We start from the raw sequence: 13,074 nt of genomic DNA on the forward strand, positions 1-13,074 counted from the left end.
ACGAAAGCGTTAAATATCCCTTTTATCGTCCACTTCCTCGCATAAAAGATTCTTAGTGATTATTTGCTTCCGGGAGTGCTGGTGATGTCATCGACAACGCCTTTATCCAAAATTTTACTCATGATTATCATTCTGGCTGCTGTTGGTCAGATGACCCAGACCATGTATGTGCCTTCCATGGCCATGATGGCTGACAGTTTTGCTGTGCCGCCAGCGTGGCTGCAAGCTGTCATGGCGTGCTACTTGATCCCTTACGGACTCTCCCAGTTTATCTATGGTCCGCTGTCTGATCGCTTTGGTCGTAAACCCATCATTCTTGTCGGTTTGGCGATTTATCTTGTTGGTACCATCGTGGCACTCATGGCTCCAAGCTTTAGCATTTTCTTGCTGGGTAGCGTGATTCAAGGTGCTGGTATTGGTTGTGGTGGCGCTATGGCGCGTACCCTGACCCGAGACTGTTTTGACGGTAGCCGTCTTCACAAAGCGAACAGTTTGGTCAGCATTGGCCTGATTTTTTCTCCACTGATGGCACCCGTGATTGGGGGCTTACTGAGCACCTATTTTGGCTGGCAGGCGAGTTATGGATTCTTGTTCGTGTTGGCAGCCGTGGTGTACTTGATCATGTCGCTGTATTTTCAGGAAACATTGCCGCCTGAAGCACGTCGCCAAGATTCCGTGTTGAAGAGCTATCACCATGTAATGAGTAACCGCCAGTTTCAGGGTTACTTAATCTGTTTGATAGCGGTTTTCTCTGGTATCTCAGTGTTTGAAGCGGCAGCTGGGGTGCTGTTAGGAAGCACTCTGGGTCTGAGTGCGACGACAGTAAGCCTGTTATTCGTGATGCCTTTACCGGGTTTTATGGCGGGCTCTTGGCTTTCAAGCGTGATCGAGCAGCGAAAGTCATCAGGGAAATCTCTGCTGGTAGGCTCGGTGATCTTGTTAGCGGGCGCGTTGACCGTTGTGATCCCTGGTTATTTTGTCACCGTGACCGTTGAAACCCTGATTGGCGGTGCATTTATTTACTTCATGGGTGCGGGTGTCCTTTTCCCAGCGGCAACCACAGGTGCTATCTCGCCGTTTCCACGTCATGCAGGCACGGCGGGTGCGGTGATGGGCGGGGTTCAAAACATGGGTGCAGGTTTGTTTACCTTGCTGGCGGCACAGATGAACGTGAATGATCAGTTCTCGCTGGGTGCAATTTTGCTGGCTATGGCAGTGGTATCAGGACTGGGCTTGCTGCTGTGTCGTCGCCAGAATATGGCACCGGATACACCAGTGACGGCGCTATCAGACTAGGGAGCTGTAAAGTAGAAAATACAGACGAAATTGATAAAAAGGCAGGAAATCCAACAGGATCTCCTGCCTTTTTCTGTTTTAAGCTCTCCTGATAGAGATCAAAGCAAATATGGAAATATTAGATTTGTTTATTTAGTAATTGCGACGAACATCAAATTGGTGCAATGTGTACCGCCTGTAGCGGAGTCATAGAGGAAAAGGAGGACCTGAAACTCCCGCTTTGATAACGATAAAGGCGGTAAACACACAATGAATGCAAGCAGACAGTCTGAGTGGCTGGGTCATCCTCGCGGTCTGTTCCTCCTCTGTGGTACAGAGCTTTGGGAACGCTTCTCCTTTTACGCAATGCGCGCCATTCTGGTGCTTTACCTCACAGATAAAACCATTAACGGCGGTCTCGGATGGACAACACAAGACGCGCTGAATCTCTACGGTATTTACACCGGACTTGTTTACCTGACGCCAGTGCTTGGCGGCTGGATTGCAGATAATTTTCTTGGTCAACGCCGATCCATCATTATTGGTGGCGCACTTATGGCGATTGGACAGTTCACGTTAGCTTTGCCAAACAGCGTGATCGACCCGTTTGAACTGCAGGCTTTTTATGTTGGCCTTGCCTTCCTGATCATCGGTAACGGCCTATTTAAGCCCAACATTTCAACCATGGTGGGACACCTCTATAAAGATGGGGATAACCGTCGCGATGGCGCATTCACCATCTTCTATATGGGTATTAACCTGGGTTCGCTGCTTGCGGGTATTATTGCCGGCACCGCATCTTTGCATTACGGATGGAAAGCTGGCTTCCTTTGCGCGGGTATCGGGATGTTGCTGTCACTGGTTATCCAGTTGTTTTTTGCAAACCGCTATTTGGGCAACATCGGTATTGAACCCGCGGCAAAAGTACATCGTGACAAGAGTGGCAGCCAAGGAAAACAACCGCTGACAAAGATTGAGCGCGATCGCCTGAAAGTGATTGTCGTGATGAGCCTGTTTGTCATCATCTTCTGGGCAGGCTTTGAACAAGCGGGCGGCCTGATGAACATCTATTCGCAGGAATACACCAACCGAATGCTGGGTAGCTTTGAAGTGCCTGCGGCCTGGTTCCAGTCGTTGAACCCAATGTTCATCATCATTCTTGCACCTTTGCTGGCAGTATTCTGGCGTCGACTGGGTGCCAACGAGCCGAGCTCGCCAATCAAATTCGCGATGGCTATGGGCTTTTTGTCGCTGGGCTTTGTCTGCATGGTGGGTGCGGCAATGCAGCAGGGCGGCGATATGTCAGTAAAAGCCTCAATGTGGTGGCTGGTAGGGGCATATTTCTTCCACACGCTGGGTGAGCTGTGTCTGTCTCCAATTGGTCTTTCCCTGATCACTAAACTGGCGCCGCTTCGCCTGATGTCTGTAATGATGGGAACCTGGTTCTGTGCGAACGCAGTGGCTAACTATGTGGCAGGTTTTATTGGCAGCCATGTGGGTGACGCTGGCCCATTGGCTATTTTCGGCGGTATTGCAGCGACATCTGCCATTGCGGGTTTGCTGCTTATCCTATGTTCAAACAAGCTGGTGGACTGGATGCATGGTGCGGAAGGAAACATACAGGATTCTGACATAAGTTTGACAGAAGATGATGCAACCATCGCCTAGTATTTACTAAGTCATTCGTATGTCTGAAAAAGCCATCTTATGATGGCTTTTTTGTATGTGTCCTCTTACAGGCCAGCAAAAACGTCACATACAGCATACGGTATCATACCAATTTCCCTCGACAGTACTGCTTTTTACGTAGTGCTTTTCTAATGCCTGTTCATTTTTTTTTAAACGTAGGCTCATCCCTCGTCCGCCCCTAGCCTTATATTCTGACTAATTCCCTTTGCAACGCTTGATGAGTGGTCATCTTTCAGCCAACCTGACTACGCATTTGCAATAGTGGTGCCGATGATTTTGTTGTGCACAAGGCGCCCATTTTTTCATACCTATCAATAGGACAACTATTCGGAGTTAAAGCCAAACCTGTTGTGAAACAGGGACGGAAAGTTACGGGTCTCAGGTTTATGGTGGTACTGAGATGGCTGGACCGCCTCTAAGCTTGGTTAGCTAAAAGAGGGACAGACAATGTCGGATTTTATCGGAACAAATAACGCAGACACCATCAACGGCACACTTGGAGATGATTACATCGAAGGTAGAGACGGCAACGACGTTATCTACGGTGATGTGGGTGATTCAACGGGTACGGGTTATGTTGGTGCTGTTTTTGTCATGGGAGCGGATTTTTCTGCATCCAGCGGTGAGTTTCATACGTTTAACTTTCCACCAACACTCAATTTCTCTGGTTCAACGACAACCGCGACATTTAATGATGACGACGGAAAATTGAACGGCGATGACAACTGTAATGAGTATTCAGATGATTCAACTCAGTCGGTAGAAATTGGTGGCCAAGAGTTCAACGTAAACGTCGACTACCAACTCCAATATTGTGATTCTGCAGGCAACATCTATACCTTCGCAGTGGTTGATATCGATGCGGACAATTCTGGTAATCACTACAACAACGTTGGTGAAAACGGCAAGATCCTGATTCAAACCGATGGCCCAGAAATCACTTCGTCTACTGATCTTACTTTGGTACCTAACTCTTACCAAAACATCAGCAGCCTGGATTACTCTTCTTTCACTTCTCCAGAAACTGTCGATCCAAGCGTTGGTGGTGATGACGTTATCACTGCGGGTAATGGCGATGACACCGTTTATGGCCAAGGCGGTAATGACTACATCGAAGGTGATAACGGCCAGGACGAGATTTACGGCGGTGATGGTGATGACATCATCTACGGAAACACAGCGGCTCCAAACTTCAGCGATGACCCATGCGTCAATGTTTTCCAGATGGGTGCTGATTTCACCATGCCGAATGGTGGTGAGTTCCATACTTTCTGTTTCCCACCAAAGCTGTCTTTCGACGGTGGCTCAACGAAAGTCACTTTCCAGGATGATGATGGTTACCTGAATGGCGATGATTACTGCAATGAGTACTCTGATGACAAATCTCAGACCGTAACCATTGACGGTAATACCTATGCGGTCAATCTGGATTACACCCTGCAGTACTGTGATTCTGAAGGCAACATTTACCAGTTCGCTATTCTGGATGTGGACTTGGATGGCAACGGCCACCACTACAACAACCTGAACGAAAATGGCAACCTGCTGCTGCAATTGAGCGGTCCAGCTATCACAGACATGACTGACCTGTCTCTGGTGCCGAACTCTTACTGCAACATCAGCTACATCGATTACAACAGCATCTCAGAAGACACCACTCAGGTTTCCAACGATGAAGATTACATCGACGGCGGTGCAGGTAACGACACTATCTACGGCCAGTGGGGCGACGATGTTATCTACGGTGGCGAAGGTGATGACGTTATCTACGGCGGTACTTATGGCCATCAAACCATTGAACTGGATCGTGGCCAAGATGGCTACTGGGATATCAGTAGTGGTGACGCTGTCACGCTGGATCTGTCCAGTATCACTTCAAGCGCGTCATACAACAACAGCGTGGGTTACTACGTGTTGGATGAAAATGGCAACGTGCTGAAAGCGGTGATTATGGCGGATAACGCCAAGCTGGATAACGAAGCGCAAGCGATTATCGACGTGGAAGGCGCAGATCGTCTTGGTCTGTTCATCATCCCGGATGGCGACACCAAAGGGTTTAACGAAGGTGAAGTAACACTGAGTTTTGCTAGCGGCAGCCCAGTCTTTGGTCAGGGTAGTCTGTCTGCCGGCGGCTATGTGTCGGAACAAGGTAAAAACGGCGACCGTCAGGATCATGAAATCAACTCGGGCGAGAATTCTTGCTGGGAAGATCTGTGGTGTCTGGGCGACAAAGACTACAATGACGTGGTCATGAAAGTTAACGCGACTCAAGTTATTGAAGAGAGCGACGCTGATACCATCTACGGTGGTGAAGGTAACGACACGATTTTTGGTGGTGACGACGACGACCACATCATGGGTGGCGTTGGTGATGACCTTCTTTACGGTGGCGAAGGCGACGACGTGATTGAAGGTGGTGAAGGTAACGACCAACTGTTTGGTGGTTTGGGCAAAGATACGCTGTTGGGCGGTGCGGGTGATGACCTCCTGCACGGTGGTCCAGGTAACGACGTCACTATCGATGGTGGTGAAGGTGTTGACTCTTATCGTGGTAGCAACGGTGATGATGTGCTCATCTTCGGTCAGGACGACTTTGTTGGTTTGACCACTACTGCCAATGGTGAAGTGATCAACCAGCACATGTACTACGGTGATACCGGCTTCGATACCATGCTGGTCAACGGCGATGCCATTGTTGACTTCACGGGTGTGGCTTATCAGTCAGATTCAAGCGTTACCGGCAACGTGATGGCGCAGATTGAAGCAGTGATTGGTGATGAAGGTAACCAAATTCTGACTATCAATCCAAATGCTATCGAGGCGCAGTCTGACGTACCAGCTGGCGAAGACTTGGGCACACCTGACGATTGGGACGGCTTCATTGCTCACTTGGGCGCTGGTGATGACGTTTTCGACGTATCTGGTGTTCCTTGGAACTTTGTTGAAGACGGTACAGTGAACGCACCGATTTCAGCAGAGATGATCAGCTTGATGGGCCTGACCGATACCCAGGTTGGTGAGTTGAATGCGTACGTGTTCGAGCATGATTACCTGGATCGCACCATCACTATCTGGACAGATGCAGAGACAGTAACCCTTAACGGTAACGATCTGTTCTAAGTTGTACGGTTAAACGGAAAGGGCGGCCTTATGGCCGCCCTTTTTTATTGCAATGTCAGATGCCAGGTTCGTTTTCCAGATACAACACGGTGGCAGCAACACGGGATTCCACCCCCAACTTCTTCAAAAGGTTCTTCAGGTGCACTTTGACTGTCGCTTCTGAGATATACAACGTTTCCGCTATTTGCTTGTTCCTGAGCCCTTTTGCTACCTGATGAAGGATTTGCATCTCGCGTTCAGTCAGTACGCTGAGTGGTGAAGTCTGATCACGACTCTGGTTGAGAAATTGACGAACTTGGTCGCTGTAAGCTTTTTCGCCGGTCATGGCGAGTTTTAGCTGATCGACCAACTCTTCCGGCTCACCGTCTTTGAGAAGGTAACCATCTGCGCCGGCCTGCACAATGGCGTGAATATCGCTGGGGCTATCAGAAACCGTGAGAATAACGATGATAGAAGTACAACCGTCGTTCCTCAGCGCTTTCAGCGTATCGAGACCAGAGAGACCTTTCATGTTGAGATCGAGAATAACAAGATCTGGTTCATTGCGCAGGACTTCGGCAATGGCGTCTGCGCCATTGCTGGCTTCCGAAATAGCAGAAAATTCCGGTTCAAATTTCAGTAGCTGCGAAAGACCCTTTCTCATCAGAGGGTGGTCATCGACCAGCAATACGCTCCATGTTTCCATGTGAAAGTCACTCCGTGTTAGTTAAGGTCAAAGGTCAGTGTGACCTGACACCCCTGGGAAGGTGCCGTAGTAATTTTTAGTTCGCCACCCAGCATCTCCGAACGTTCCTGCATGATATTCAGCCCGTAATGATCAGGCTTTTCTTCCCGCAATGAAAACCCAACGCCATCATCCATGATTTCGACACAGGCTTGATGATTGTGTTGGAAGCAACGCACCTGTATGTGCTGTGCATTGGCATGCTTGATGGCGTTTGAGCACGCCTCACGGATGATTTGAAGTATATGCATCTGGCGCTGCGCATCCATCGACAGCGTATCCATGTCCGCTTTCACCGTCAGTTTTGCATCGGTTTGCCCCTGTAAGGCATCAATCATTTCCCGCAGGGCAAGGCCAAAATCCGCATGTGTTAAAGAGAGTCGGAAGGCGTTCAGAAGCTCACGCAGTTGGTCGTAAGCAATACGCAGTTGCTCACTAATGTCGTCTGCAATCTCTTTGCAGTCTGGTGCATCAACCGCTTTAAGGTGACGTTTCAGTAAACTGGTTTGAATTTTTAAGTAAGACAGGGATTGAGCAATGGAGTCGTGTAGCTCCCGAGCCAAAGTGGCGCGCTCTTCCATCACGGCCAAATGCATCGCCTGTTTCTGGGCGTGATTGTAGTAAACGCCACGGGCGAGAATTGAGGCCAAATTGGCAAGCAGGGCATGGTCAACAAGTGTCTTATCACCTTGCCATCTGAGCGTTCCCAGTTTGTCTCCATCCAGCTCTAGTGGCAGAGCATGCCATTCAAGCCCGGTAGGCGTTCCGGCGGAGAGTTCCCAGTCTGTCTGGTTTTCGTTGTGAGCTTGCAATGCCAGTGCTTCTACCCCGTCAGCTTTCAACGTGATGGCTAAGATTTTCTCGAAGCTCTCCCGCGTAAGGAAGGTGGAAGAAAGTTGGGTTGAACAATCATAAAGCACATTGAGTGACTGGTTGGCCTTGGTGATCTTTTGGGTTTTGCTCTCAATTTTCTGCTCTAGGTTGCTATACAGGCCTTTTAGTTCGTTAGCCATCAAGGCGAAGCTGTTGGAAAGCACACCCAATTCGTTGTTCTTAACAGGCGGTAATTCGGCATCAAACTCGCGGTTTTGAATCTTCTGGCTGGCTTTCACCAACATGTTGAGAGGATTCACGATATGACGTTGAGTGTAGTGAATCAGAAACAACACCAACGCCAGAATCAGCCCAAGACCAACACTTCCGACCATGGCGAGCACTTGCAGTTTGTTTTCTGAGTGCTGCTGAAGGGCATATACAAAACGGTCGATATCATTCACAAATAAACCGACTTGCTCAACGTAGAAGCCTCTATCTTGGCTCTCCAGCTCTGGGCGGAGTAGAACCCAGCGAGAAATGAGCGAGTTATAACGTTCTCGGATTTCCATGGGCACGGCGAAGTTATCCAGAATAACGAGTTCCGGAGAAAGCAGTGACGCTTCGAAGCTTTCGATATGCTCAGGCAGGCGAGGGGAGTCCAATACGATGTCGTAAGCAATTCGGTAGCTTTGCATTCGCAATGAACCAGAGGTATTGATGGCCGCAGCGTCATTCAGGCTGGAAGCAAAGGTAAAGATTGCAAAACCCGTGATAATCACCGCGAGGAAGAGTATGCCAATAAGAGAACGGGCGACGATAGTGGTAACGGATTGTTTTACAGCTATATCTTTCTTTTGAGCATTCATTTTAAGATTCAAGCGTACGGTTTTGATTTCATAATGTGAGCTATATCAATTCGATAAATTGATCTAGCGCAATACCACCCCCTATATACCCCCTAAGAGGTATATATACACCTCTCATTTCTTCATAACGTGGCCTTAATTAAGAAGTAGCTCATGAAATATGAGCTTTAAGGATTAAGGTCCAAGATGGTCGATACTCGTCGCCTATTCTTTCTGAGAAGCACCGCCAAAGCAAAGGTTCAGCCTTTGCCATGGATTGCTGACCGCGACAATTTCACTGATCAATGTACCCGCTGTGGTGAATGTCACCTCGTGTGTGAGGAACAAGTGATCGTGAATGGCGATGGCGGTTTCCCTTCTATCGATTTCTCAAAAGGCGAATGCACCTTCTGCTATGCCTGCGCTGACCACTGCCCGGAGAAACTATTCCGCTCAGAAAATGAGAAGCCGTGGGAGCAGGTCATCACCATCAAGGATACCTGTCTTACCTACAAAGGCGTGGAATGTCGCAGCTGCAGTGATGTGTGTGATACGCGCGCCATCCGATTCCAACTGACAAAAGGGCAAGTCGCCCAACCTCAATTTAACCTACAGGACTGCTCTGGCTGTGGTGCATGCATCTCGCCTTGTCCTGTCAACGCCATCGCCATGGAGAACACTGGCAATGAATGAATATCACGTAAGCAGTCTGGTGGTTCACGCTGCGGCTGATCAAATAGAAAGCGTTACCTCAGAGATTGAAAAGATCCCCGGCGCGGAAGTGCCAGCTTCCAGTGAAGTTGGAAAGCTGGTCGTGGTGATTGAAGGCGAAAGCCGTGGCGGTTTACTGGATAAATTTGAACAGATTAAAGCGTTGCCTGGCGTACTGGCAGCGACACTGGTTTTTCATCAGGTCGAGGAAGAAGAGCCTGAGAATGCATTGGAAGGAGTGGGACAATGAACCTAACACGACGTAAATTTTTAAAAGCAAACGCCGCTGCTGCGGCTGCAAGCGCAGCAGGCGTGACCTTGCCCGTTTCAATCGCGCAAGCGGCGGGATCTGATGAGCAGGTAAAATGGGATAAAGCGCCTTGCCGATTTTGCGGCACTGGCTGTGGCGTATTAGTAGGCACTCAGAATGGGCGTGTTGTTGCGTCTCAAGGTGATCCGGAAGCCCCGGTTAACCGAGGCTTGAGCTGCGTGAAGGGCTATTTCCTGCCAAAAATCATGTACGGAAGCGACCGTCTGACCCAGCCTTTGCTGCGTAAAAAAGACGGCGTTTACGACAAAGACGGTGAATTCACCCCGGTCAGTTGGGATGAAGCACTGGATCTCATGGCAGACAAGTTCAAAACTGCCATTCAGCAAAACGGCCCAACCACAGTGGGTATGTTTGGCTCAGGTCAGTGGACAGTTTGGGAAGGTTATGCCGCAGCCAAACTGATGAAAGCGGGCTTCCTTTCTAACAACATTGACCCGAATGCACGCCACTGTATGGCATCCGCGGTAGTGGGCTTTATGCGTACCTTTGGTATGGATGAGCCAATGGGTTGTTATGACGACATCGAGCAAGCCGATGCATTCGTGCTTTGGGGCTCAAACATGGCGGAGATGCACCCAATCTTATGGACGCGTCTGGCGGATCGTCGCTTGTCCGCTGATCATGTTAAAGTCGCTGTGCTTTCCACCTATGAACACCGCAGTTTTGAGCTGGCAGACAACGGCATTATCTTCACGCCGCAGACAGACCTTGCGATTCTGAACTTTATCGCCAACTACATTATTAAAAACGATAAAGTCGACAAATCCTTCGTTGAAAAACACGTGAACTTCCGCCAGGGCGCGACCGATATCGGTTATGGCTTGCGCCCAACGCACCCACTCGAGAAATCCGCAGCGAATGCAGGCAGTGGTGCGTCGGAAGCAATCGACTTTGACACCTTTGCTAAATTTGTTGCTGATTACGACGTGAAGTCGGTTTCTGAGCTATCAGGTGTGCCGGAAGATCAACTGATCGCACTGGCTGAACTCTATGCCAACCCGGAAACCAAGGTGGTCTCTTACTGGACCATGGGCTTCAACCAGCACACCCGCGGTGTATGGGCAAACAACCTTTGCTACAACATCCACCTGCTAACCGGAAAAATCTCGAAGCCAGGTTGTGGTCCGTTCTCACTTACTGGCCAGCCTTCTGCTTGTGGCACCGCGCGTGAAGTGGGGACTTTTGCTCACCGTCTACCTGCGGACATGGTGGTCGCGAATCCTAAGCACCGCGCCATGGCTGAGAAAATCTGGAAACTGCCGGAAGGTACCATTCCACCGAAGCCGGGCTATCACGCGGTTCTGCAAGATCGCATGCTCAAAGACGGAAAGCTGAATGTGTACTGGGTAATGTGTAACAACAACATGCAGGCAGGCCCGAACATTAACGAAGAACGTCTGCCGGGCTATCGCGACCCTCGCAACTTCATCATCACGTCAGACCCATACCCAACGGTAACGGCAATGGCGTCTGACCTTATTCTGCCTACGGCAATGTGGGTAGAAAAAGAAGGTGCCTACGGTAACGCAGAGCGTCGTACTCAATTCTGGTACCAGCAAATCAAAGCGCCGGGTGAGGCTAAGTCTGATCTTTGGCAAATTGTTGAGCTGTCTAAACGCATCAAGGTTGGCGAAGTGTGGCCTGCAGATCTGGTCGCGAAAATGCCGGAGTACAAAGACAAGACTCTGTTCGACATCCTGTTTGCTAACGGTCAGGTCAACGAATACAAACTGGATGAAATCCCGGCTGACCGCCTGAACGACGACGCGCGTGATGCTGGCTTCTACATACAAAAAGGTTTGTTTGAAGAGTATGCGGCGTTTGGCCGTGGTAAAGCACATGACCTTGCACCGTTTGAGACTTACCACCAAGCCCGTGGTCTGCGTTGGCCTGTGGTCGATGGTAAAGAAACCCTGTGGCGATATGCAGAAGGTCATGACCCATACGTGAATGCTGGAGAAGGTTTTGCGTTTTACGGCAAACCTGACAAGAAAGCAGTCATCTTCGCACTGCCTTTCGAGCCTGCTGCAGAAGAGCCGGATGAAGAATACGACCTGTGGCTGTCAACCGGACGTGTGTTGGAACACTGGCATACAGGCACCATGACACGCCGTGTCCCTGAGCTCTATAAAGCCTATCCGGATGCCGTGGTTTACATGCACCCGTTGGATGCAAAACGTCGCGGTCTGCGTCGTGGCGATTCGGTGAAAGTGATTTCCCGTCGTGGCGAGGTGGCAACGCATGTGGAAACACGCGGACGTAACCGTGTGCCGGAAGGACTGGTATTCATGCCGTTCTTCGACGCCGGACAGCTCGTTAACAAGCTGACATTGGATGCAACTGACCCGCTTTCTAAAGAAACCGACTTCAAGAAAGCGGCTGTGAAGATTGTAAAGGCGTAACGACTTATCCGGGCAGTGCTGTGGGAACGCCCCGCAGCACACTGAAAGAATTTGATTCGAAAGGATCCGACAATGAAAAAGAAAATCTCCATTTCCCTGATTGTTGCGGCATTGCTCAGTTCTGTCGCCATCGCTGAAGTCACATCACTACGTGGCGATCAGGAGATAGGCGCGAACAATGAAGTGCCAAAAATCAAAGCGGTACCTAAACATCAGGAACGCTTTGCGCTGAACTATGTAAACCAGCCGCCGATGGTTCCCCATTCGGTCGACGGTTATCAGGTCAATCAATCCAACAACGCGTGCCTGCAGTGCCATGACGTGGATGTTTACCGTAAAACGGGTGCGCCGCGTGTTAGTCCAACCCACTTTATGGATCGTGACAACAAGGTGCTGACGGAAGTGTCACCACGCCGTTATTTCTGTCTTCAGTGCCATGTTCCACAAGTGCAGGCTGAAGCGCTGGTTGAGAACGAGTTTGTTCCAGCCGGTAAGTTTGGCCAGTAGGAGGTGATGATGAAACTACCGGGATTCATCACCAAATTCTGGACCTGGTTCAGAACGCCGAGCGGCTTGGCTATCGGCACGGTGCTGACACTGGGCTTTGTTGCGGGGATCATTTTCTGGGGCGGCTTTAATACCGGCATGGAAATGACTAACCGCGAAGAGTTCTGTATCGGCTGTCATGAGATGCAAGACAATGTGTATCAGGAATATGTCGGTACCATTCACTACAGCAACCGAAGCGGTGTAAGGGCGACGTGTCCTGACTGCCACGTGCCTAAAGAATGGGGTCCGAAAATGGTGCGAAAAATCCAAGCGAGTAAGGAGCTTTATGCAAAAGCGTTTGGTATTGTTGATACACCTCAAAAATTTGAAGATCACCGACTGGAAATGGCAACCCGAGAGTGGAACCGAATGAAGGCAAACGACTCTCAAGAATGTAGAAACTGCCACAATTTCGAGTTTATGGATTTCAGCGCCCAGAAATCAGTGGCGGCGAGTGTGCACGACAAGGCGGAAGAAGCAGGGCAGACTTGCATTGACTGTCACAAGGGCATTGCGCACAAGCTGCCAAGGAACCACGACGCGTCAAAAGATTTTCAGTTTTAACTTGCCAACGGGCCAGCGGTCGTTTTTGCTGGCCCCCATTTTTTCCCA

The 13,074-nt window shown here is 49.7% G+C and carries 10 protein-coding genes and 1 riboswitch; of the genes, 8 read left to right on the forward strand and 2 right to left on the reverse strand.

Translation table 11 applies throughout. From position 1 onward, the window contains the following. Window positions 1–84 precede the first annotated feature (84 nt). The 3 genes from emrD (at window position 85) to D515_RS16880 (ending at window position 6,084) form a co-directional block, all read left to right on the forward strand. Window positions 85–1,296, forward strand: a complete 1,212-nt coding sequence (emrD, locus tag D515_RS16870; RefSeq protein ID WP_002540241.1) for a multidrug efflux MFS transporter EmrD — start codon at window positions 85–87, stop codon at window positions 1,294–1,296. A 249-nt stretch (window positions 1,297–1,545) separates the two neighbouring features. Continuing rightward, the gene (locus tag D515_RS16875) at window positions 1,546–2,943 is read left to right on the forward strand and encodes a peptide MFS transporter (RefSeq protein ID WP_002540242.1); all 1,398 of its coding nucleotides are present in this window, start codon (window positions 1,546–1,548) and stop codon (window positions 2,941–2,943) included. Between the two features lie 349 nt (window positions 2,944–3,292). Beyond that, window positions 3,293–3,381: riboswitch (cyclic di-GMP riboswitch) on the forward strand. A gap of 30 nt (window positions 3,382–3,411) precedes the next feature. Further along, window positions 3,412–6,084 (forward strand): calcium-binding protein, encoded by a 2,673-nt coding sequence (locus D515_RS16880; protein ID WP_002540243.1) that lies wholly within the window; start codon window positions 3,412–3,414, stop codon window positions 6,082–6,084. 55 nt (window positions 6,085–6,139) lie between these two features. On the opposite strand, the gene D515_RS16885 is transcribed toward D515_RS16880, so the two are convergent. Together D515_RS16885 and narQ are read right to left on the reverse strand one after the other, a co-directional pair. After that, entirely contained in the window at window positions 6,140–6,769 is a 630-nt protein-coding gene (locus D515_RS16885; RefSeq protein ID WP_002540244.1) for a response regulator, read from the reverse strand. Window positions 6,770–6,786: 17 nt separating this feature from the next. Next, the gene (gene narQ, locus D515_RS16890) at window positions 6,787–8,490 is read right to left on the reverse strand and encodes a nitrate/nitrite two-component system sensor histidine kinase NarQ (protein WP_002540245.1); all 1,704 of its coding nucleotides are present in this window, start codon (window positions 8,488–8,490) and stop codon (window positions 6,787–6,789) included. Between the two features lie 186 nt (window positions 8,491–8,676). Here narQ and napF point away from each other — a divergent pair, with 186 nt between their 5' ends. The 5 genes from napF (at window position 8,677) to napC (ending at window position 13,026) form a co-directional block, all read left to right on the forward strand. After that, the gene (napF, locus tag D515_RS16895) at window positions 8,677–9,162 is read left to right on the forward strand and encodes a ferredoxin-type protein NapF (protein ID WP_039850252.1); all 486 of its coding nucleotides are present in this window, start codon (window positions 8,677–8,679) and stop codon (window positions 9,160–9,162) included. Continuing rightward, entirely contained in the window at window positions 9,155–9,430 is a 276-nt protein-coding gene (locus D515_RS16900; RefSeq protein WP_002540248.1) for a chaperone NapD, read from the forward strand. Before napF ends, D515_RS16900 begins: the two co-directional genes overlap by 8 nt. Further along, window positions 9,427–11,913 carry a nitrate reductase catalytic subunit NapA gene (gene napA / locus D515_RS16905; protein ID WP_002540249.1) on the forward strand — a complete coding sequence of 829 codons (2,487 nt, stop codon included), beginning with the start codon at window positions 9,427–9,429 and terminating at the stop codon, window positions 11,911–11,913. Before D515_RS16900 ends, napA begins: the two co-directional genes overlap by 4 nt. 72 nt (window positions 11,914–11,985) lie before the next feature. Next, window positions 11,986–12,420 (forward strand): nitrate reductase cytochrome c-type subunit, encoded by a 435-nt coding sequence (locus D515_RS16910; RefSeq protein WP_002540250.1) that lies wholly within the window; start codon window positions 11,986–11,988, stop codon window positions 12,418–12,420. Window positions 12,421–12,429: 9 nt separating this feature from the next. Next, on the forward strand, window positions 12,430–13,026 hold the full coding sequence (gene napC, locus D515_RS16915; protein ID WP_002540251.1) for a cytochrome c-type protein NapC: 597 nt from the start codon (window positions 12,430–12,432) through the stop codon (window positions 13,024–13,026). Window positions 13,027–13,074: the final 48 nt, after the last annotated feature.

The sequence above is a fragment of the Grimontia indica genome (assembly GCF_000333895.2).
Classification (GTDB): Bacteria; Pseudomonadota; Gammaproteobacteria; order Enterobacterales; family Vibrionaceae; genus Enterovibrio; species Enterovibrio indicus.